Origin of the sequence: Dysosmobacter segnis (assembly GCF_014297285.1) — a bacterium.
Classification (GTDB): Bacteria; Bacillota; Clostridia; order Oscillospirales; family Oscillospiraceae; genus Oscillibacter; species Oscillibacter segnis.
In genome coordinates this window covers 78,435-100,517 of sequence record NZ_JACOQI010000011.1, presented here as the reverse complement: position 1 = coordinate 100,517, position 22,083 = coordinate 78,435, and the positions used below count along the sequence as shown (strand labels likewise).

The following is a 22,083-nucleotide window of genomic DNA, read 5'->3' as shown; positions in this document are numbered from 1 at the left end:
AATGCTCTGCTTGCAGATAGCTCTTTCGCATTTTGCTGCATGGCGTAGGAATGTACTGTTTCGCAAAATCTCACGCGCAGAAGTGTACCGTGTACACTCCATCGTGCTTTACTTTCCGATGTGCTTTTTTCGTGCAGGGAGAAAGAACTTTACTGTTTTCACTACACTCGATTTTAGCACGGCGTTTTTACTGCCCTCACAGTCGATTTACTCTGAAATTAAGCCAAAATGCCGCAGCGCATCCTTGATTGCCTCGACCTTTTCGGGCGGGCAGGGATGATACTCATGCTTTTTCTGTTCAACAGCATTCGGGGCTTTGTGCATATCCAGTCCAACCATGCGCTTGACCTCGACAATATATGCCGTATGAACTTTGAAGCCATACTTTTCCTGCACATACTCCTGAATGCGTTTATAGGTCGGATGCTCCTTAACCTCTCCGGTTTCCACTTCCATTCTGACCTCAACCGTCAGTGGATTTGTTTCCCGTGACAAGAGGACTACCGTCTCCACATGGGCGGTGCCGGGGAACATATCCACGGCGGCGGCCCGCTTGGCTTCGTAGCCGAACTCCCGGAAGATCTTCACGTCCCGGCCCAGCGTTGCCGGGTCGCAGGAGACATAGACCACCTTCTCCGGCCCCATGGCTGCCACGGAGGCGATGACCTCCGGAGCCAGTCCCTTCCGAGGCGGATCCACCGTCACTACATCCGGGCGCAGGCCGTCGCTCTCCAGCTTGGCAGCGATGTCCGCCGCGTCTCCGCAGAAAAACTCCGCGTTTTCAATGTGGTTGCGGAGGGCATTCTCCTTGGCGTCCCGGATGGCGGGGGGCACGATCTCCGCGCCGATGACCCGTTTGGCTGCCTTCGCGAGACACAGGGTAATGGTACCGATACCGCAGTAGAGGTCTAATACCGTTTCGTTTCCGGTGAGGCCCGCGAATTTCAGTGCCTTGCCGTACAGCACCTCCGCCTGATCCCGGTTCACCTGATAGAAGGATGGCATGGACAGCTTGAATTCCAGGCCGCAGAGGGTGTCCATCAGATAATTCCGGCCGAACAGCGTCCGATATTTGTCTCCTAAGACCACATTGCCCCGGCGGGTGTTGCTGTTCAGCAGGACGCCTACGGTATGGGGCACAGCGGCGGTGACATAGGCCGCCAGCTCCGGCTCCCGCGGCACCTTATTGCCGTTGACCACCACGCAGCAAAGGCTTTCGCCTTTCCGGTTCACCCGGACGCAGACATGGCGCACGAGGCCCTTTCCGGTGGTCTCATCGTAGGTGGAGATCTTGTAGCGGCGCATCCACTCCCCCACCGCTTGGGCGGTGCGGTCGGCGGCCTCCGTCTGGATCAGACAGCGGCGGATGGGCACAACCTTGTGGGTCCGAGCCTGAAAAAAGCCGATGGAACCGTCAGCCCCCACGGGGTACTGGCTCTTGTTGCGGTAATGCTCCGGATTTTTCGCCCCCAGAATTTCCTCCACAGTCAGATCCAGCCCGCCGATGCGGGTCAAAGCGTCCTGCACCCGCTGGCGCTTGGCCCACAGCTCCTCCGGATAGGTGAGGTGGCGGTAGGCGCAGCCGCCGCACTTCCCGGCATAGGGGCACTCCGGCTCCATGCGTTCGGGAGACGGATTATGGATCTTTACGATCTCACCGGTGCAGGAAGTTTTCATCACCTTGGTGATCCGGAGGTCGATCTCCTCCCCCCGGACGGCGTGGGGCACGAACACCACAGCCCCATTTACCCGGGCGATTCCCAGTCCCTCGCTGGAATAGCCGTCAATGACGGCGGTATAGACGCTGCCTTTTTCCAATGCTTCCATGGCTTTTATCCCTTTTATTCTCAATTGAATTCAGATGGTTCTCGATTCCGCAGCGGCAGGGATGGATGTGTACGGGAAAGACCTGTTTGGGTTTCCTGCACCACTTGAACCAATCCGTTTTTGGTGGCTTACAAGTCTCGAAAACGCACGGCAGCGGGGAGCATCGCCCCCGCTGCCGTGCGGCGTACCCTGCGGGTAGGTATATTCTATCAGGATTCCTCCCACTTGTCCAGAAGCTGCCGGAGCTGATCCGCCCAGCGGCCAAGGGTCTTGTTGTCCCGGCCCTTGGAGCGGCGGATGACGTCTACCATCCGCTGACCCAGCGCCACCAGACGCTCGTAAGCAGAGCTGACCCGCTGGCCGCCCACAGCCTTGGCCTTTCGCTCCGGCAGATAGCCGGGAGCCACGATCTGATCCTCGATCAGATCATAGACCTCGGTGTACTGGGGGGCGTGGGCGGTGAAGCCCAGCTTTTCCACGCTCTCGGCGAAATAGGGAGCCACCTCCCGGTCGCCGTGGACGATGAACACGTGCTGGGGCTTGGGGGCCTTGATGTCCGCGATCCACGCCAGCAGGTGATCCCGGTCGGCATGGGAGGAAAGGCCCTGGAAGTTCACGATCTTGGCGTGAACGGCGATCTCTTCGCCGAAGAGCTTCACACTTCTGACGCCCTCCAGCAGGGAGCGGCCCAAGGTGCCCTCCCCCTGATAGCCCACGAACACGATGGTGCACTCCGGCTTCCAGAGGTTGTGCTTCAGGTGGTGACGGATACGGCCCGCGTCGCACATACCGGAGGCGGAGATGATGACCTTGGGGATACCGTCCTCGTTCAGCCCCTTGGATTCCTCCACCGTCTCCGTCATGCGGAGGTTGGAGAAGTTGAACATGTGGGTGCCGTCCTGCACCAGCGCCAGAGCGTCGGCATCCAGATAGCCGTCCAGATTCCCGGTGAAGATGGTGGTGGCACGGCGGGCCAGAGGCGAGTCGATGTAAACCGGAAAATCCGGGTTGGACTTCACAAGGCCCTTGTCCTTGATCTCCCGGATGAAGTACAAAAGCTCCTGGGTACGGCCCACGGCGAAGGCCGGGATCACCACGTTGCCGCCCCGGGCCATGGTATCGTCGATGATCTTCGCCAGGTTCTCGGTGTAGCTCCACACCTCCGTGTGGTTGCGGTTGCCGTAGGTGGACTCCATCACCACATAGTCCGCCCCGGCAAAGTGGCTGGGATTCCGGATGATGGGCTGATCCACATTGCCCAGATCGCCTGAAAAAATCAGCTTTTTGGTGACGCCGTTTTCCGTGGCGGTGACGGTAATGCAGGCGCTGCCCAGCAGATGCCCTGCGTCGGCAAAGCGGACGCTGACGCCCTCGCACAGTTCCACATCCTCGCCGTATTCGCAGGTGGTGACGTACTGCTTCACATTTTCCGCATCCTCAATGGTGTACAGCGGCTCCACCTTGGGGGCGCCGGAACGGGCTGCCTTGCGGTTCTTCCACTCGGCATCGGACTCCTGAATGTGGGCGGAGTCCAGCAGCATGATATCCATGAGGTTGGCCGTCACACGGGTGGTGAGGATGCGGCCCCGGAAGCCCTGCTTCACCAGCATGGGCACCCGGCCGGTATGGTCGATATGGGCATGGGTGATGAGCACGAAGTCGATGCTGCCGGGATGGAAGGGCAGGGCTTCGTTGTTCACCTCGTCACGCCCTTGCTGCAAGCCGCAGTCGATCAGGATGTTTTTGCCGTTGACCTCCAGACAGTGACAGCTGCCGGTCACGCACTGGTCAGCGCCGTAAAAGCTCAGCTTCATAATGGGCCTCCTTCTTTTTTCGTCCGGGTTTTCCGCGTTGTTTCCTGTTAAGATCATCTTAACACAAGGCCCCGGAAAGCACAAGAAAGGTTTCGTGAACTTCTCCGGTCATTTTGCCGGGTTTGCCGGAATATGCCGGCGTTTTCCCGGCCGTTCTCACCTTTCTGCACAAAAAACAGGATAGTGTGGCTGCGGCACGGTCCCGTAGTCCGCCATTGATGGATGTCGATTCAAGAAGAAAATTGAAAACTTCTCTCTGGCAAACTCCGTATCCCCGCTGAACGGTCCACACTTTGTAAACTTTTTTCGTATCTTTCCCATTTTTCTTTGCAATCCCGGAGCGAATATGATATAGTATGCTTGTTTTATTGTGGGCGGCTATGTTCCCGCTCATTTTATATGGTATATTCTCTTCCCGCCCAGAGCCGGGCGGAAGCGTGAAAGGATGTTTTATAACCTATGGGACTTTTGAAATCCATCTTTGGCGATTATAGCTCCCGGGAGCTGAAATCCATCTACCCCATTGTGGATAAGATCGAGGCGCTGGGCGACGAATACAAGGCCCTCACCGATGCAGAGCTTCAAGCCAAGACCCCGGAGTTCAAGGAGCGTCTTGCCAACGGCGAGACCCTGGATGACATTCTGCCGGAGGCTTTTGCCACCGTGCGGGAGGCCGCGGACCGTGTATTGGGCATGCGTCCCTACCGGGTGCAGCTGGTGGGCGGCATCGTGCTGCATCAGGGCCGGATCGCCGAGATGAAGACCGGTGAAGGCAAGACCCTGGTAGCCACCCTCCCCGCCTATCTGAATGCGCTGACGGGCAAGGGCGTCCATGTTGTCACCGTCAATGACTATCTGGCCAAGCGTGACTCCGAGTGGATGGGCAAGGTCCACCGCTTCCTGGGTCTGAAGGTAGGCCTCATCATCCACGGCCTCACCGCTCAGCAGCGCAAGGACGCCTACGCCGCCGACATCACCTACGGCACCAACAACGAGATGGGCTTCGACTACCTCCGCGACAATATGTGCATCTATTCCAGCGAGCTGGTGCAGCGGGGCCACAGCTTCGCCATCGTGGACGAGGTGGACTCCATCCTGATCGATGAGGCCCGTACCCCCCTGATTATTTCCGGTCAGGGCGAAAAGTCCACCCAGATGTACGATATGGCGGAGATGTTCGTCTCCCGCCTGAAGAAAAAGGTAGTTGTGCAGGTGGACGATAAGGAGGAAGAGGACTCCCACATCGATGCCGACTATATTGTGGACGAAAAGGCCAAGACAGCCACCCTCACCGCCTCCGGCATTGCCAAGGCGGAGGAATTCTTCCATGTGGAGAACCTGTCCGATCCCTCCAACGCCACGCTGAACCACCACATCAATCAGGCGTTGAAGGCCCACGGCACCATGAAGCGGGATATTGACTACGTGGTGAAGGACGGCGAGGTCATCATCGTGGACGAGTTCACCGGCCGTCTCATGTTTGGCCGCCGGTACTCCAACGGCCTCCATCAGGCCATCGAAGCCAAGGAGCACGTCAACGTCAACAGTGAAAACAAGACCCTGGCTACCATCACCTTCCAGAACTACTTCCGTCTGTACGATAAACTGTCCGGTATGACCGGTACCGCCATGACTGAGGCGGAGGAATTCGGCACCATCTACAATCTGGACATTGTGGAGATCCCCACCAACCGTCCCAACCAGCGCGTAGACCACCACGACGTTGTGTATAAGACCGAGGCAGGCAAGTTCCGGGCGGTCATCCAGCAGGTGAAGGAGTGCCACGAGAAAGGCCAGCCCGTTCTGGTGGGTACCGTGTCCATTGAGAAGAACGAGCTGCTGAGCCACCTGCTCCAGCGGGAAGGCATTCAACACAATCTGCTGAACGCCAAAAACCACGAGAAGGAAGCCGAGATTGTGGCTCAGGCCGGTAAGCTGGGCGCCGTCACCGTGGCCACCAACATGGCAGGCCGTGGTACCGATATCATGCTGGGCGGCAACGCCGAGTACCTCTCCCGGGCCGACCTGGTGAAGGCCGGTTACTCCGAGGAGGTCATCGTGGACGCCACCGGCTACGCCGAGACCGACAACGCCGATATTCTGGCCGCCCGGAAGCTGTTTGCCGAGCGGATGGCCTACCACAAGGCCATCATCAAGGAGGAGGCCGAAAGGGTCCGGGCGGCCGGCGGCCTGTTCATCATCGGCACCGAGCGCCACGAATCCCGCCGGATCGACAATCAGCTCCGTGGCCGTGCCGGCCGTCAGGGCGACCCCGGTGAGACCCGGTTCTATATTTCTCTGGAAGATGACCTCATGCGTCTGTTCGGCGGCGACCGCATCCAGAACATGATGGAGAAATTCGATCTGGACGAGGACACCCCCATCGAAAACAAGATGCTGACCCGTGCCATCGAAAACGCCCAGACCACCGTGGAGAGCCGCAACTTCCAGTCCCGTAAGTCCGTTCTGGAATACGACGACGTCATGAACAAGCAGCGTGAGATCATCTACGCCCAGCGCCGTCAGGTGTTGGACGGTCTGGACATCAAGGAGACCGTGCTGAACATGATGCACACCTCCGTCAGCAACCATGTGGCGCTGGCCTTCGGTGAAAATCAGCATCTGGATGCCGCCCAGTATCACGAGATGCTCAAGGGCATGGAGGGTATCTACTTCGCCAAGGGTGCCGTGGAATTCTCCGACGAGGAAATCCCCTCCAAGACCCAGGAGGACTTTGACGAGGCGTTCATCGCCGCCGCCGAAAAGACCTACGAGGCCAAGGAGCAGGAGGTCACCACGCCCATCATGCGGGAGCTGGAGCGTGTCATCATGCTCCGGGTGGTAGACGAATACTGGATGGATCACATCGACGCCATGGACGATCTGAAGCAGGGCGTCCGGCTCCAGGGCTACGGCAACAACAACCCCGTGGACGTCTACAAGCGGGAATCCTTGGATATGTTTGAGGAAATGGTCTCTGCCATTCAGGATGAGACCGTCCGCCGCCTGTACTCCGTCCGTCTGCGGAAGGACGAGGAGGTCAAGCGGGAGCGTGTGGCCAAGGCCACCGTGGAAAACGTGGGCGGCGACGGCACCACGCCTAAAAAGCAGCCCGTGAAAAAGACCGTGAAGATCGGCCGCAACGATCCCTGTCCCTGCGGCAGCGGTCAGAAGTGGAAGAAGTGTACCTGCAAGGAGTATCACCCGGATCTGTAAGATCCCGTGTAAACCGCGCCGCCCTGCGGCGTTGATCAGTTCCCCGTTTCCCTTTCCCACTGCCGAAAGGGGAACGGGAACTCCAGAAAATATCATATCCCTGCCCTCTGGCTTTCCAGAGGGCATTTTTTAAGAGAACAAGCGAGGTTAACTATGCCCTTTCAACAGCATGAGCAAACCGGTCTGGTGTGGTTCACCGCCGATGTTTTGAATGAGATTCCCCACGGCTTTTCCACCCGGAAGGGCGGCGTGTCCCCCGCACCGTGGGACAGCCTGAACCTCCGCCCCGGACAGGGGGACGGCCCGGAAAAGCTGCGGGAAAATTACCGCCGCTTTTTCGCCATTCTGGGCCTGGACGAGACCCGTGCGGTCCTCAGTCAGCAGACCCACACCGCCAATATCCGCACCGTCACGGCAGAGGACGCCGGGAAGGGTCTGCTCCGTCCCCGGGACTACACAGATGTGGATGCTCTCATCACCAACGTCCCCGGTCTGCCCCTGACGGTCTTTTCCGCCGACTGCGGCACCGTGCTGCTGTACGATCCTGTCCATCAGGCCATCGGCGCCGTTCACGCCGGTTGGCGGGGCTGCGCCGCCGGGATCGTGGAGAAAACCGTGGCAGCCATGGGTACGGCCTATGGGAGCCGTCCCGCCGAGCTGCTGGCGGCGCTGGGCCCCTGCATCGGCCCCTGCTGCTTCGAGACCGATGGGGATGTTCCGGAGGCCATGCGGGCCGCGCTGGGAGCGATTGCCAACGCCTATATCACAGTGAAAGGTCCCAAATTCCATGTGGATCTGGCTGGGCTGAACCGCCAATGGCTGCTGCGCGCCGGTCTGCTGCCGGAGCGAATCGAGGTCTCCGGCATCTGCACCGCCTGCCGCCCCGACCTGTTCTGGTCGCACCGGAAAATGGGCGATCAGCGAGGCGTCCAAGTGGCCGTCATTTCTCTGAAGGAGGGCCTATGAAACGAATCACCGCCTGGGCGGCGGTCCTGACTCTGACCCTCTCCCTTCTGACCGGCTGCGCCCAGATCGACGAATCCTCCGCAGATGAATTGCCCTTTCCGTCGGAGGAGACCCCCGTAGAGGAAGAACACAGCGGTCTGCCCGCCGTGTTTGCCCTGCCCTATTTAGAGGGGCAGCCTCTGAATCCCCTCACCTGTCCCGACGGCGTTCAGCAGACGGTGGCCTCCCTCCTTTATGAGGGACTGTTCCGGCTGGATCAGACCTTCACTCCCCAGCCGCTGCTGTGCGCATCCTACACCTACGATTCGGAAACGCTGACCTACAAGCTGACCCTCCGTGACGGCGTGGTGTTTTCCGACGGATCTCCCCTCACCGCCGCCGACGTGAAGGCCACCCTCACCGCCGCCCGCAGCTCTGCCCGCTACGCCAGACGGCTGTCGGATGTCAAAAGCATTTCCGCCGGGGACGGCACGGTGACCCTGACCCTCAACCGCCCCAATACCGGTCTGCCCGCTCTGCTGGACATTCCCATTCTGAAGTCCGGCACAGAGAAGCACAGCGTCCCTCTGGGAACCGGTCCTTACCTCTATGACGAAAGCAGCGAAAACTGTCTGATTGCCAGTCAGAACTGGTGGCGGCACATCAGTCAGCCGGTGGAGCGGATCTCCCTCACCGGTACAGCGGATCAGGAGTCCATGCTCTACCGCTTTTCTTCCCGGGATGTGCAGCTGATCGTGGCAGATCTCACCGGCACGGACCCTGTTGCCGTTTCCGGCAGCGTCAGCTACGATGATGCCGACACCACCGTGTTTCAGTATCTTGGGATCAATGTCTCCGCAAAGGGGCTGGACGATGCCGCGTTCCGCCGCTGCCTTTCTCTGGGCGTCAGCCGTAGGGCCTTGGTGAGCAGTTTGCTTTCCGGCCACGCTAAGGCAGCGCAGTTCCCCGTTTCTCCGGTGTCCCCTCTCTATCCGGCAGACTTGGAGCAGACAGATTCCGTGGTGGCCTTCACCGATGCTCTGAATGCCTGTGAGACCCGGCCCAGCCGCACGCTGCGCCTGCTGGTCAACAGCGAAAACAGCTTCAAGGTCTCCATGGCCCGGCAGATCGCCGCCGCATTTACAGCTGCCGGCGCTGCCACAGAAACCGTGGAGCTGCCTTGGGAGGAATACACCGCCGCACTGGCCGCCGGCCGCTTTGACCTTTATTACGGTGAGGTACGGCTAACGGCGGACTGGGACGTTTCCTCCCTGCTCGCCACCGGCGGCAGTCTCAATTACGGTGGATGGAGCGATCCCCAGTGCGATCAGCTTTTGGAGGGTTGCCGCTCCGGAGGAAACCGGGAGGCAGCGTTCCGGGGCCTGTATCGGTACCTGCAGAGCCAAGCTCCCATCCTGCCCATCTGCTTCAAGACGGTCTCCACACTGTACGAGTCTGATGTGCTGGAGGGGCTGACCCCCACCGCCGCCGAGCCATTTTACGGGTTGGAAAATATCTCCATTCACCTCCGGGCGAACTGAGAGAACTTTTTCCATTGAAGGTGCACCATGGAAAAGATTCCTTGCGTGACATTTCTCCCGATTTCTGATAGGCTGACGGTGAGGTGAGGCATGATGCGTGACATTGGAAAAAACATCCGGGATCTGCGTCAGCAAAAGCATCTGACGCAGGAGGAACTGGCAGAGCAGCTGTTTGTCACCCGGCAGACAGTTTCCAACTATGAAAATGGCCGCACCCGGCCCGATGTGGATCAGATCCTGCGGTTAGCGGAAATTTTTGATACAGACGCCAACGCTGTCCTCTATGGCCCGCCAGTGCCGGAAGGACGAAAAACTGCTCTGATCCAAGCTGCGGCAGGCTGCGGGCTGACTGCGGCCATCTATCTGCTGTATCGGTTTTTCCTGCCCACAGCCCAGGATATCCAAAGCTTCCACTATGACCCGCGTTGGACCGCAGCTTTGATGTATGTGGTGCGGCCCGTATTCTTATTGCTTCTGGGCTGGTCGCTGGTACAAGTATTGTCTCTCGCCGCGGCAGTCAAGCTCCCGGAAAAGCCGTGGGTCCGCTGTCTTCGCCGGGGCCTTTTGGCCATTGTTCTCTGCGGTATCCTGTCCTCACTCTTTGTTTGTATCGCCTTCTTTGTAGATGTAGGGAATGTATACTCGGTTCTCAGGCCGTTTCTCTATCGGATCATAAAGTGGAATCAAAAACCGATTTTCCATTCCCTTTTGGGTGCGCTTCTCTGTCTTCTGGGCTTTCCGTCGAAGCGAAAGGCCCCGGTAGAGAAGCAGATTTCTCAATAAAAGCCACGATGCCATGAGCATTGCTCGCGGCACCGTGGCTTTTTGCGCTCTGTGACGAACACCTCAGTTCCCGGTTCTTTCGCCTCATTGCGCTCATATCTTCTCTTCTTTCATAGCCGCTGTCATGATCCGCTCTATCGGTAAGACGCCATTGGTCACGGAAACATGGACAATATAAAAGCTGTTGTCATAGGGCTGTTGTTCTTCCCGCTTTGTGGCATAGTGCCTGTACACTGCCTCTACATCTGTTATATCTGCCTGGGCCGATTCCGGCAATGCGGCCCAATAGCTTGCCAGCGCTGCTACCATTTTCTCCCGGAGGTCCGTCTCTGATTCCGGGAATGGAACGGTCTCCGGCTCTCTGATCTGCACCTTCAATACAAACACCGGCCGCTCCGGCATATCATATCGCCACTGGCAGCTTACATTGCCGTAGCTTCCCTGTTCCAGCCGGTTGAGTGCCCACATTACTTTTGAGATATGATTGTTCTGCATCCAGCGTTCCGCCCGGAGCGGATCGCCGATCAGTCCGTCATAGCCGCACCCCAGTTCCACTTCTTGCCCGGAATCTCCTGTCAAAACCGCTTCATACGGCGCTCCGCACGGATTGAAGTACACCTTTCCACAGTGAAATCCCGGATACTGTTCCTGTGCATACCGGTCCATGCGGTAAGTGGCGATCCACTTACCGGTAAATGGCAGGTATTCCGCATAGTACGCCGAAAAAGCCAACAGCGTGGAGATGAGCACTCCCAGAGCCAAGCGTTTTTTCAGGTTCATGGTGTACCTCCTTCGATCAGCGCCAATTTCCGTTTCCGGGGCAGCTTTTTGATAGCCGCCTCCCGGCGCTGGGCGGCGGAGCGGTCCGAAGCCTCCTCTGTGTAGGCCAGCGACACCGGAGGCCGGGCGCGAGTGTATTTGGCCCCGGTCCCGTTCTGGTGCTCCCGGAGCCGACGGGCCACGTCGGTGGTGGAGCCGGTGTACAGGCTGCCGTCCCCGCAGCGGAGCATATAGACATACCAGGCCATTCTCCCACCCCCTTTTCTGCCATTTTAACATGCCGTCCCCGCTACCGCAAGACATAGGGATTTCCCTTCCCGTCATAAAGGCCGCCATCATCGTCGGCAAGAAGGTACTGGACGCCGCAGAGTCTCAGTTTCAGGCAATGGAAAGCCCCGCCTCAGGTGGCAAACATCCACGCCAAGCCGGAGGACCTTCCCGCTGTTATAGAAGAGGCTCTGGCGGACATCGACGGCCCGGTCTGGCCCTATCCCGTCGCCCAGCAAATACCGATTGACGCGGTGGTGGAACAGGAGCAGGTTGGCTGATTTGGCAGAACAGAACCGCTCCGACACAAAAAGCATAAGGGGCAACGAGAACCAAGCGCTTCTCCGTGAAACATTCTCCTGCGTCATTAAGATCGTCAGTATATCGCCAAGAGCTATATTCCAAGCAAAAAACGAGGCAGGCTGCCCTAAACGGACAGCCTGCCTTACACGTTTATATATGTTGTTTCGCTTATTGATAGGAAAACTGAGGATTCTGCACACAGCGCTTTCCGCCGCTGATCTCAACATGACAGCCATTCATGTAGCCTGCGGCATCCGAGGCCAAAAACACCAATACCTTTCCCAGGTCCTCCGGCGTACCGAAGCGGCGGCACGGGATGTCTGCCAACAGCGCATCACCGTACTTCTCAATGCTCTCCGCAGCGATCTCTGTTGCGATCATACCCGGCACATAGGCCAGCACCCGGATATTGGCGGCCGCAAACTCTGCCGCCATGGATGCGCTGAGATTTTTCACGGCAGCCTTTGCGGCACTGTATGTTGCCCGCCCCGCATTGGGGTCCAGTGCTGCGAAGGAAGAAGCGTTCAAAATCACGCCGCCCCCCTGCGCCTTCATGTACGGATAGGCAGCCTTTGCCCCGTGAAATACCGTGGTAAGGTTCAGGTCGATCTCCCGTCGGAACTCCTCGCTGGACATTTCCAGCAGCGGCTTGATCCACATGGCACCGGCGTTATTGATCCAAACGTCAATGGAACCGTACTCCTTCGCCACTGCGGCGGCAAAGGTCTCCACCTGTTCCAGATCTGTCATATCCGCCTGATAAACGAATACTCGCTCTGATCCCAAAAACTCCTTTGCTTTCTGGAGCTTTTCCATCCTCCGTCCGCAGATCGCCACCTTGCAGCCCTCCTGCAAAAAGGCTCGTGCCGTTTCAAGGCCGATACCGGTGGCTCCGCCGGTAACAACAACCACCTTGCCGTTTAATCCAAGTTCCATTCTGCTTCCTCTTTCGATCTCACGATTCAGCCCGCCGCTTAAATTCCGCCGATTTTCTGAATGGCATCACAAATCCGTGCAGTACGCAGAGATTCCTCTTCGGTCACAGTCAACGGTGTTCCATGCAAAATGGCGTTGCCAAACTGCTCAAACTCCATATAGTAGTTGTCATCCACCCAGATCGTATACTCCGTAGTGATCTCATCGACATACTCAGCATTCTGGGGACGTGCGTTTTTACCGACTCTGATTTTGCAGAGTCCACGGCTGTTGAACTTATGGTCTACATCAATGCGGCCGCTATCTCCGATGATGGAGAAGCATCCGCGGGGATAGGCATCCAACCCGGCATAGAGGGAGGCAACGCCGCTGTTTTCATAGCGCAGCAGCACTGCATCGGCCAAGTCCACGCCAGTCTTCTCATCAAAGCTGCAGGACACATGGATCTCGGTGGGATCTTTCCCGAAAAGATAGGAAGCGAGGCTCACATTGTAGCAGGTGACGTCATACACCGCGCCGCCACCGACCCCCTTCTGATAGCGGATTCCTTCCCGGTTCGTATCAAAGGTGGAGTGCTTGGACTCCAGATAGCGGATCCGGCCGATCTCGCCGCTGTCGATGATCTCCTTGACACGCTGGGCCAGCTGCGCATGGCGGTACGCATAAGCTTCTTCCAGCAGGACATGGTTGGACTTTGCAGCGGCAAACATTTTCTTTACCTGCTCTTCGTTCATGGCGAGGGGCTTTTCACAGAGAATGTGTTTTCCCGCTTCGGCCGCCTTGATGGCCCACTCCATGTGCAACCCGTTGGGCAGAGGAACGTATACGGCATCCACATTTTCGTCATTCAGCAGGGCCTGATAATCCGTATAGAGCTTCTTAGGGGCAAACGGCTCCGCATAGGCCTTCAGCTTTTCTTCATTCCGACCTGCAATCGCATAGAGTTCCGCATTCGATGTAGACAGCATGGCAGGGATGGTACGATTTTTGCCGATCCCGGAGCATCCGAGAACACCCCAACGAACACGATTTTTTTCCATAATAAGGACCTCGCATGAACAAAAAGTAGTATATTTTGATCCCTCTCCAGGGATATAAAAATTGTTTCAGTTAATCTGACGCCGTTCCATCTGCGTCATGTCCCGCGATCAGTGCGCTGAGCCGTTCCCGGTTCCCATTCTGATCCAGAACTTCATTGGGAATGATCTCAAAGATCACGCCTCCGCCCAGGATCATGCTGATGCGGTTCTCTCCGTTGACCCAGGCACAGCGCTTAATTTCTATGGTATTGCTCTGATCGCCGAATTTCTGCGTGACGCTGTTCTTATCTACAAGTAAAGTGTGGGGGCCGATAAATCCATCCTGGATCAGCTTGAGCCGGACGTAGCGCTTATAAGTGCGCCGCACCTTGCCCGGTGAGCAGCTCCGCCTGTCCGTGGTAAGCACCAGCATCGCCGCAGCCATCCCCATCACACCCAGCCGACTCCACACGGAGCTTTCCGGATGCGTCACTAAAAAGTAAACAGCCAGAATGATGAAAATGGCATTCGTGACAATATATTGGATCAGACTTCTCCGCTTGCTGCGCTGCAGCTTCAATTGGAATGCGATGACATCCTCATAATGCTCTTGTGTAATCGTATAATTCAGTTGCACATCAAATCCTCCTCTGCATGTACACAGCCAGCGCCAAATATCGAAGGCACGTAATTATCCAAAAAGGCCGTATTCAGCAAAATGCACTTACTGAATACGGCCTTTCTTTTTCAGAATCAGATGTTCAATGCGTTCTTCCGATCTCTCAGCTTCTTGCTGAACAGAGGAAGGACCAGGAACAGGATGGCAACGATCAGGCACACCACAGCAATGGGACGCTGCAGAATCCCGCCGAAGTTACCCAACTCGGCAGTCATTGCCATGCGGAAATACTTCTCCACCAGGGGTCCCAGGATGTAGCCAAGGATCACGGGAGCCATATCCACGCCCAGCTCCGTCAGGACATAAGCCAGAATGCCGCACACGATCAGGATCCACAGATCGAATGTACGATTATTCAGAGCAAAGGTGCCCAACACGCAGAACATGAGGATTGCGGGGAACAGATAGGAGAAAGGAATGTTCACCGCACGGACAAACACCTTCATCAGGCCCAATTCCATCACATACATCACGATATTGGCCAGGAAATAAGACACCATGACAGCGCCTACCACGTCCAGATCGGATGTGAACAGCAGGGGGCCCGGCTGCAGGCCGTGGATCATCAGGCCGCCGATCAGAGCTGCCGTTACCAGGTCGCCGGGAATACCCAAGGTGATCAGGGGGATCAGAGCACCGCCGTTTACAGCGTTGTTGGAGGTCTCAGAGGCGCAGATGCCCTCAGGAGAACCATGGCCAAAACGCTCGGGATGCTTGGACATCTTCTTAGACTGGTTATAGGTGATCAGCGTGGACGCATTCTGACCGATACCGGGGAGAATGCCGATGCCGGTACCGATAAGGCATCCCAGCACGATGGGCACCATGCAGCCCTCCATCTCCTTGACAGGAGGCAGGAAGGACATTTTTCCAACTTCAATCTTCTTTTTTTCTTTGCTGAGGTCGCGGCACTGATGCAGGATCTCACTGATCGCGAACAGACCCATCATCAAAGCAGTGGAGTTCAGTCCGTTCATCAACTGCCAGTTACCAAAAGTCAGGCGCTGTACGCCGGAAATAGAGTCAATGCCGAAGCTGCCCAGCACAATGCCGATCAGCGCGCCAACCAGACCCTTGAGCAGATCGTTAGACGCCATGGTGATGACCACAGCCAGACCCACCAGGGCCACGGCGAAATACTCCCAGTTACCGAAGATCAGGGAGACCTTAGACAACTGCGGTGCCAGGAAGAACAGGGCCAAGGCGGAGAATGTACCGCCGATCAGGGAGGCGAAAACGCCGATAGACAGCGCGGTACCAGGTTTGCCGCTTTTAGCCATGGGATAACCGTCATAGCAGGTAAAGATAGAAGACGGGGTGCCAGGGATATTGATCAGGGTCGCCGTGATCAAACCGCCGCTGATACCGCCCACGTAAATTGCCACCAGCAGAGTCAGGCCCTGCACAGGAGTCATGGTATAAGTGAAGGGGATCATCAGAGTCACGCCCAGAACGGCCGTCAATCCGGGAATACATCCGAAAACAATTCCCATAAAGACGCCGAAAAACAGCAGTGCGATAGAAAACGGGTCGCCAAAAATAGCCTGAAAGCCAACAATCATTGCTTCCACGGCTTCAGCCTCCTTTCGTACTCACGCAATTTGCAGGGGGCCCAAGGCCCCGCTGCAAACTGCGCAAAATCAATCAATGATACAGAAAATTTGTTTTGCGAAATAAGGCTTACTTCATTTCCTCGAAGACGGGAGCCAGATCCTCGACCCAGCCGCTGATCTTCTCCTTCAGAGCAGCACCGTCAACATAGTTGACTTCCAGGCCCAGGGCCAGGACGTCCTGCTCGAATTCGGGATTTTCGCAGACCTTCTTGATAGCCTCCTGCAGAACAGCCTGCTGCTCCTGGCTCATGCCGGCAGGAGCATACCAGCCGCGGGGCTTCGTGGTGACAACGTCATAGCCCAGCTCAGCGGTGCAGGGAGTGTCGGGCAGGAACTTAGCGCGGCGATCGCCAACAGTCAGCAGAGCGATGTGATCGCCGGAGGTGATAGCGGACTGGATATCAGCGCAGGAGTTGACGCTCAGCTGGACGTGGTTGCCCATCAGAGCGGTCTTGTTCTCAGCGCCGCCGTCATAGGGGACAACGACAACATCATCGCGGATGCCCAGAGCGTCCAGAGTACGCAGGCAGTCAGCCATGTTGCAGTTGTTGCTGCCGGTGTTGCCGACCTTCACGGTGCCGGGGTTAGCCTTGATGTACTCCAGAGCCTCTTCCAGAGTGGTCCAGCCGCTCTGGGGGTTGGTGACCAACACGTTGAAGTCATCAACGATACCGCAGACGGTCTCCAGCTCGTCCCACAGCTCCACATCGGTGGTGCCGCTCAGAGAGTAGGAAACAACATCCATGGGGTTGTGAGCCAGGATGGTATAGCCGTCATTCTTGGAGTTGAACGCCTGCATAGCGCCGGTGAAGCCGGAAGCGCCTTCCACGTTCACAGCAACCAGCTTCTGGTTGTTGGGGAGCTCAATGTACTCCATGATCTTACGGGTCAGGATATCAGAGCCGCCGCCGGGAGAATAGGGGATGATGACGGTGATGGGGCTGGTGGGATAATCAGCCTTCTCGGTGGAAGCGGTCTCGCCGCCGTTGGCAGCGGGGGCCTTATCATCGGTGGACTTGCTGCCGCAACCGGCGAGAAGGGCCAGCATGGATGCTGCACACAGCAGCAGTGCAAGGGTCTTCTTCATGAATCTTTTCCTCCTAAGAATTTGCATTTTCTGCATTTTATCAAGCAGCCGGAGCCGGCCGCCTACTTCAGCGGTGCACACACCGCATTCAGTCTCAGCCAAACAGGGAGAACGTGGGGAACTGGACGGACAGGAGCTTGCCAAATATAAACCAGAACACCGCCAGCATCACTGCCGCAGACAGAACGCCCTTTACCAGCAGCTTGCCCCACAGCGCCTTGGGAACCGTGCGGAAGGTCAGAGACTGTTCCTTCACGGAGAACAGGATGACCAGATACAGGCACATCAGGAAGGTGGTGATCATGAAGCCGACCTTGGGCAGCGCCAGTGCGTAAACGATCAGAGAGACGATCACAGCCACAACCGTGCTGTCCAGATAAAAGTGGAAGCCCTCTGCCTCCTCGCCTTCCTTCTTGCCAAAGGAGCGGATGATGAGGATCACCGCAACAATTACCAGGAACACGCCCATCATGCGCAGCCACACATCGGATCGCACCAGGAAGCCGCCCTGGCCGGTTTTGACTTCCGTCTCCGTGATCTTGCCGAACACCAGGAAGGCGCTGAGCAGAATCATAAGAATCCCGAGAACAAAGTCATTCATTTTCTTAATGCATTTCATTGTTTTCCTTCTCCTCTCTTCTCTTGCTCCAATGGTTTGTCCACGGAGCGGTAACATTTATAAAAGCATCTTTATAAGCCTGTCTTTGCCCGCCAAGGCCTTTGGGACTCAGCAGTTGAAAGCATTTTTGATATGTGCGTCGAGATAATAACAGGACACATCAGGCGCTCGCCCCTCAAACAGATAATCTACAAGCAGTTGGACCGCTTTATATCCCTGCTGATAAGGACTTTGATCGATTAAAAATTGGACTGTACCATTCTTCATGTAGGTAATATTTCGCTGTGTGGCGTCAAACCCCACAATCTTTTGAACATCGGCGGTCCCTCGTTCGTATACCGCCTGCGCTACGCCGCTCAGGCCCGCGCCGCTGACGAAGATACCCGTGATGTTCGGCATCTCATTCAAGACATCCCGCGTACGAGCGTATGCAACATCATGATAGCCTTCTCCATAAATGATCCGGTATCCTGACGATGCCTTTGGGGCAAGGCCCCATTGCTCCAGAAATCCCTCTATCCGTTTTTCGCTGTCCTTATGCTGGGGCGTTACGCCCACGATCAAGGCGTATCCGTCAGGTGGGGAGATCTGCCGCATCAAAAGCGCCGCACATTTTCCGGCGCGGCAGGAGTCAATGCCCACATAGCAGTTTCTCAGTGCCGGCCGCACATCTTGGTTATACGTAAAAACAGGAATTCCCTGATTCTTCAGGATCTGAAGCCGTTCGTCAAACGCCTTGGACTCGATCCCGCGTAAAACGATCCCTTGAACCTCGGAAGCGATCATCTCATCGATCTTCTGCAAATACAGCAGCTCATCATCCGGAGAAACCACTTCGATCACAGCTTCGATTCCATGCTGCTGTGCATAGGCGACACCGTCTTCTATGCCCTGCTTGATCTGTTCTTGAAAGTCCGGTTCACGCGCTGATAGAAAGATCCCGATCCGGTTTCTCTTTTTCGCTATTGAAAAAGCTCGGCCCAATGTGTTCGGCTGAAAATCCAGCTCGCGCATGACCTGTCGAACTCTCTCGGCAGTTTCGCTCTTGACCTCTCCCCGATGGTGGAGAACGCGGTCAACGGTTCCACGCGACACACCGGCCATCTTTGCCACCATTTCAACGGTTACCATTATACTGACCTCACGTATCGTATCTCATTGCCATTTCCGTGTTCGTGCACGAAACAGGGGGTTAAAAGAGTGCTCCGAATCGAGCACTGATTTAAACATGTAAAAACATCAAAATCTCAACAGACTTTGCGCCGGTACAAGAGAATGTTTTAACCAAAATCTATGGCGTTCCATCTTGCGGACCAGGCCGCATCTGGCCAAACCGGACGGTTGCCACAGTAATGGATTGGAATGCGAAAAAAATCACAAACGATCTAAATTAGCCTTTTTTAAAATATCATACTATTTCTTGTTTTTCAATTGTGAGATTTTTTATAAATATTTAACATTTTTTGTGCTATTTGCACAGCGTTTGCGGCAATGATCATCATTTCTCAATATGCATTTTAAAGCTGTACCACTTGTATATCGTTCAGGAGAGAAGGCTTCCAAACGGTTTCGATCCCTAAAAGCAAGCTTTTCGGACCGGGCGAAAGCCCCCTCTCCCTCAGTTCTTCACTATCAGTTTATTGCTCCACCAGATACTGCTCGATTGCCGCGTCCAGCAAGGCGATTTCTTCCGAAGTCAGCATCCACTGATAGGCAGCGCAGTTTTCTTCGATCTTCCGTCTGCTCTGTGCACCGACAATACAGGAAGAAACAAATTCCTTCTGTGCGCACCAGTTCAGTGCGATTTGAGACAGGGGCACGTTATCCCGATCAGCGGAGATCCGATCCATGACTTCCAGGACCTTCATAACCTTAGAGAACATTGGCTCCTGGAAGTGCTTATAAAAACGGTTCCGACTGTCCGTGGCTTCAAAGGTTGTCAGCTTCCGGAATGCTCCTGTTAAGATCCCGCCGCCCAGAGAACCGTATGTCATGACGCCCATGCCCTGTTCAGCCGCCCACTTCATCTGTTCTTCATTTGTGCGGACAACCATAGAGTACTGCGGCTGATAGGCTTCCAGCGTACAATACTGCCCGATCTCCTCCATTTGCTCCCTTGTAAAGTTGGAAACACCGATATGAAGAACCTTACCGGATTTTTTAAGCGCATTCAGTGCGTCAGCAGTCTCAGCAAAGTCGGTATTGACATCCGGCCAATGAATCAGCATCAGGTCGATATAATCCGTCTGCAGGTTTTTGAGGGAATCGTCACACTGCTGAATGATTTTGTCATAGTGTCCGTCACGAACATACGTCCCATTTCCCATGTAGAAATTTCCGCACTTTGTTGCCACTATGACCCTTTGGCGCGTTCCGCTCTGCTTGAGCGCCTTCCCCACCAGACATTCGGCTGCACCGGCATTATAGGCCGGGGCGGTATCAATAAAATTGACACCATTTTCCACTGCGGTGCAGATCGCATCAATACGGATCTCTTCCGGATTGTCATCCCAGCCCGCTCCGCCGATCCCCCAGGTTCCCAGCGCCATCTCGGACACCTTCATCCCGGTCTTTCCAAACTCCTTATACCGCATGTTCATTCCACCTTTCTGCGCCTCTCAACGAGCACACGCCCGGAGGCATCCGCGGTCAATAAGAACAGAACCCCCGGCCGGCGCACCGTCAGTGCACCGAGGTCAGTGCTCCTATTCTCCCAGACCCATGTTGCGTTCGCTCCTAATTAAAATGCCCCCGCAGTTTTCGGTCCATGGCCGCACTGAAAAGCAAGACCCTGAGCCTGATCTCCAGAGCACGTGATCTGTACTTTCGTTTTAGGGACTCTTTTTTATAGAAACCGGTATGTAATTTACACCTGTTGGCGTCATCTGTCAACGGGAGCAGCTGCCGCCGCATGAAAAAATCAGAGCAGTCTCTCTGCAGCCGCCATCAGTCTCTGCCATTCATTTTAACACGCCGTCCCCGCCGCCGCAAGACATAGGGACTTCCCTTCCTGTCATAAAGGTGAACAGGAGGTGGTGCGCATGATCTCTGCCGCGCTGATGCTGTTTGCCAATACGCTTTTATTTTCTCTGCGGCTGGACCGCAGCGGGTCCTTTCCCCGGCCCCTTTCCGCCAGTGAGGAAAGGATGTGGCTGGAACGTCTGGCTCAGGGGGACCCGGATGCCCGGAATGTCCTCATTGAGCGGAATCTTCGCCTTGTGGCACATATTGTGAAGAAATACTATGCGCAAAGTTCCGATCAGGATGACCTGATCTCCATTGGGACCATTGGGCTTATCAAGGGGATCTCCAGCTTTGATCCCTCCAAAGGTGCCCGGCTAGCTACTTACGCAGCAAGATGTATTGAAAATGCTATCCTATCACAGCGGAACAAATGGCAGCTGAAGTGGCGGAACGGGCGCCTTTTGGGGCAAAATGGCGCCTTCTAGCGAAAGTTGGAGTCCGTTGCTATATTTTGATTTCCAATGTATCGGGTGCGATAAAAGTAGCCCCTCTTAGGATTCTTCAGTTTCCTGTGATGCTGCCGCACAAGTTTCAGGATGCTGAAAAGTTTAATTTGCAGTTCTCGGATTTTGCAAAAATCACCGAAACAGCGGACAAGCTCCGCTGGCTCCGATACCAGAAGGGGCTACGGCAAAGGGATGTAGCGAACTACGCCGGTATAGACCGAAGTACCTATGTCCGCTATGAAGAATACGGTAAAGATTTCTACCCGCTGGAACAGATGGAGAAAATTGCGCAGCTTTTCGAGATGCCGGTCGATGTTCTTCTGGATGACTACAATCTATTTCTGAGAAATGGTCAGGGCAATCAGATCAAGTCAATCCGAATGAAGCTGGGACTATCGCAAAGACAATATGCGGACAAGCTGGGCGTCAGCCTTGGCAATCTCAAGCAGTGGGAACAAAATCGCAAGCAGATTTTCAAATCCACCTGGGAGAAGTATTTCAAACAGAGCCTTGAAAGCTGCGAATAATTCCGATAGAATTATTGTAGAATTATTCAGGAGATGCTGACCGATGATTATTAAATCTTCGACCGCGCTGCGCAACGACTATGGCATGATCTCTGATTTGTCGCATGATAAAGCTGAACAGCGTGAGGAAACCTTGAAGCTGCGCGCAAAGCTGGAGGCAGCAGAGACCGCTCGGCTTTCCCGCGCACCTGCCTACACACTGGTGGAATCCAGAAAACGGTTGGAGGCAATCTATCAGCGTGACTGACCTTGCGCTCAGCGGGAGCTTGAAGCCATCGCGCAGCTCTATATGAACCTTGTGGGGCCAAATTCAGCGAGAAACATATGAAAAACGGGCAGACCGGCGTTCAATGCCGGCCTGCTCGTTTGCTATGTATTATTGCTGCGCTTTCAGGTGCTTCACGGCTGCGTCCACCAGCTCCAGCTTCTGCTCCGTGGAGCAGGGCAGCTTCTGGACAGTTTTCAGCACCTGCTCGGACTGGAACTTCGCCAGCTCCTGCCCAAGCTCCTGCTGCGCCTGCTTTGATTTCGGGAAGATCAGAAATACTTCCATGGCTGCCCTCCTTTCCAGAGCATTTTCTGCTTCAATCTATGCGTGTGTTCCGGCGCTTATGTAGACAAATAGAACTCGATTTCGCGGACGCGAGGGAAATCGTA

General features: G+C 55.7%; 21 protein-coding genes. 8 read left to right on the top strand and 13 right to left on the bottom strand.

Annotation, left to right across the window (positions count from 1 at the left end):
- Positions 1-207: 207 nt before the first annotated feature.
- On the bottom strand, positions 208-1,827 hold the full coding sequence (gene rlmD, locus H8Z83_RS11880; protein WP_187015239.1) for a 23S rRNA (uracil(1939)-C(5))-methyltransferase RlmD: 1,620 nt from the start codon (positions 1,825-1,827) through the stop codon (positions 208-210).
- A gap of 209 nt (positions 1,828-2,036) precedes the next feature.
- Positions 2,037-3,641 carry an MBL fold metallo-hydrolase RNA specificity domain-containing protein gene (locus H8Z83_RS11875; protein WP_187015238.1) on the bottom strand — a complete coding sequence of 535 codons (1,605 nt, stop codon included), beginning with the start codon at positions 3,639-3,641 and terminating at the stop codon, positions 2,037-2,039.
- Positions 3,642-4,100: 459 nt separating this feature from the next.
- Between H8Z83_RS11875 and secA the strand changes: the two genes are divergently transcribed.
- The 4 genes from secA (at position 4,101) to H8Z83_RS11855 (ending at position 10,126) form a co-directional block, all read left to right on the top strand.
- Positions 4,101-6,857 (top strand): preprotein translocase subunit SecA, encoded by a 2,757-nt coding sequence (gene secA, locus H8Z83_RS11870; protein WP_187015237.1) that lies wholly within the window; start codon positions 4,101-4,103, stop codon positions 6,855-6,857.
- Positions 6,858-7,010: 153 nt separating this feature from the next.
- On the top strand, positions 7,011-7,823 hold the full coding sequence (gene pgeF, locus H8Z83_RS11865) for a peptidoglycan editing factor PgeF (RefSeq protein ID WP_187015236.1): 813 nt from the start codon (positions 7,011-7,013) through the stop codon (positions 7,821-7,823).
- On the top strand, positions 7,820-9,343 hold the full coding sequence (locus tag H8Z83_RS11860; RefSeq protein ID WP_187015235.1) for an ABC transporter substrate-binding protein: 1,524 nt from the start codon (positions 7,820-7,822) through the stop codon (positions 9,341-9,343). The genes pgeF and H8Z83_RS11860 overlap by 4 nt, the downstream gene beginning before the upstream one ends.
- 90 nt (positions 9,344-9,433) lie before the next feature.
- Positions 9,434-10,126, top strand: a complete 693-nt coding sequence (locus tag H8Z83_RS11855; protein ID WP_187015234.1) for a helix-turn-helix transcriptional regulator — start codon at positions 9,434-9,436, stop codon at positions 10,124-10,126.
- 93 nt (positions 10,127-10,219) lie between these two features.
- On the opposite strand, the gene H8Z83_RS11850 is transcribed toward H8Z83_RS11855, so the two are convergent.
- Both H8Z83_RS11850 and H8Z83_RS11845 read right to left on the bottom strand, forming a co-directional pair.
- Complete coding sequence (locus H8Z83_RS11850) at positions 10,220-10,906, bottom strand: hypothetical protein (protein ID WP_187015233.1); 687 nt, start codon at positions 10,904-10,906, stop codon at positions 10,220-10,222.
- Complete coding sequence (locus H8Z83_RS11845; RefSeq protein ID WP_187015232.1) at positions 10,903-11,154, bottom strand: GIY-YIG nuclease family protein; 252 nt, start codon at positions 11,152-11,154, stop codon at positions 10,903-10,905. The genes H8Z83_RS11850 and H8Z83_RS11845 overlap by 4 nt, the downstream gene beginning before the upstream one ends.
- A 156-nt stretch (positions 11,155-11,310) precedes the next feature.
- On the opposite strand from H8Z83_RS11845, the gene H8Z83_RS11840 reads away from it, so the two are divergent.
- Positions 11,311-11,454 carry a hypothetical protein gene (locus H8Z83_RS11840; protein ID WP_187015231.1) on the top strand — a complete coding sequence of 48 codons (144 nt, stop codon included), beginning with the start codon at positions 11,311-11,313 and terminating at the stop codon, positions 11,452-11,454.
- Positions 11,455-11,644: 190 nt separating this feature from the next.
- Here H8Z83_RS11840 and H8Z83_RS11835 read toward each other — a convergent pair whose 3' ends face one another.
- The 8 genes from H8Z83_RS11835 to H8Z83_RS11800 form a co-directional block, all read right to left on the bottom strand.
- Positions 11,645-12,412: an SDR family NAD(P)-dependent oxidoreductase gene (locus tag H8Z83_RS11835; RefSeq protein ID WP_187015230.1), complete on the bottom strand. Its 768-nt coding sequence runs from the start codon at positions 12,410-12,412 to the stop codon at positions 11,645-11,647.
- Positions 12,413-12,450: 38 nt separating this feature from the next.
- Complete coding sequence (locus H8Z83_RS11830) at positions 12,451-13,452, bottom strand: Gfo/Idh/MocA family protein (RefSeq protein WP_187015229.1); 1,002 nt, start codon at positions 13,450-13,452, stop codon at positions 12,451-12,453.
- A gap of 70 nt (positions 13,453-13,522) precedes the next feature.
- A complete protein-coding gene (locus tag H8Z83_RS11825; RefSeq protein WP_187015228.1) occupies positions 13,523-14,068 on the bottom strand; it encodes a hypothetical protein in 546 nt (181 codons plus the stop codon).
- A 116-nt stretch (positions 14,069-14,184) separates the two neighbouring features.
- A complete protein-coding gene (locus tag H8Z83_RS11820) occupies positions 14,185-15,672 on the bottom strand; it encodes a tripartite tricarboxylate transporter permease (RefSeq protein ID WP_243184972.1) in 1,488 nt (495 codons plus the stop codon).
- 118 nt (positions 15,673-15,790) lie between these two features.
- Positions 15,791-16,810, bottom strand: a complete 1,020-nt coding sequence (locus H8Z83_RS11815; RefSeq protein WP_187015226.1) for a Bug family tripartite tricarboxylate transporter substrate binding protein — start codon at positions 16,808-16,810, stop codon at positions 15,791-15,793.
- A 94-nt stretch (positions 16,811-16,904) separates the two neighbouring features.
- On the bottom strand, positions 16,905-17,429 hold the full coding sequence (locus tag H8Z83_RS11810; protein ID WP_187015225.1) for a tripartite tricarboxylate transporter TctB family protein: 525 nt from the start codon (positions 17,427-17,429) through the stop codon (positions 16,905-16,907).
- A 108-nt stretch (positions 17,430-17,537) separates the two neighbouring features.
- Positions 17,538-18,560, bottom strand: coding sequence for a LacI family DNA-binding transcriptional regulator (locus H8Z83_RS11805; RefSeq protein ID WP_187015224.1), 1,023 nt, complete (start codon positions 18,558-18,560; stop codon positions 17,538-17,540).
- A 506-nt stretch (positions 18,561-19,066) separates the two neighbouring features.
- A complete protein-coding gene (locus H8Z83_RS11800; protein ID WP_187015223.1) occupies positions 19,067-20,023 on the bottom strand; it encodes an aldo/keto reductase in 957 nt (318 codons plus the stop codon).
- Positions 20,024-20,470: 447 nt separating this feature from the next.
- On the opposite strand from H8Z83_RS11800, the gene H8Z83_RS11795 reads away from it, so the two are divergent.
- From H8Z83_RS11795 to H8Z83_RS11785, 3 genes are read left to right on the top strand one after another with little or no spacing between them, the layout of a single operon-like run.
- On the top strand, positions 20,471-20,878 hold the full coding sequence (locus H8Z83_RS11795; RefSeq protein ID WP_187015222.1) for a sigma-70 family RNA polymerase sigma factor: 408 nt from the start codon (positions 20,471-20,473) through the stop codon (positions 20,876-20,878).
- A complete protein-coding gene (locus H8Z83_RS11790) occupies positions 20,824-21,426 on the top strand; it encodes a helix-turn-helix domain-containing protein (protein ID WP_187015221.1) in 603 nt (200 codons plus the stop codon). The genes H8Z83_RS11795 and H8Z83_RS11790 overlap by 55 nt, the downstream gene beginning before the upstream one ends.
- Before the next feature lie 43 nt (positions 21,427-21,469).
- The gene (locus H8Z83_RS11785) at positions 21,470-21,673 is read left to right on the top strand and encodes a type II toxin-antitoxin system Phd/YefM family antitoxin (protein WP_187015220.1); all 204 of its coding nucleotides are present in this window, start codon (positions 21,470-21,472) and stop codon (positions 21,671-21,673) included.
- Between the two features lie 129 nt (positions 21,674-21,802).
- On the opposite strand, the gene H8Z83_RS11780 is transcribed toward H8Z83_RS11785, so the two are convergent.
- On the bottom strand, positions 21,803-21,979 hold the full coding sequence (locus H8Z83_RS11780; RefSeq protein WP_187015219.1) for a hypothetical protein: 177 nt from the start codon (positions 21,977-21,979) through the stop codon (positions 21,803-21,805).
- Positions 21,980-22,083: the final 104 nt, after the last annotated feature.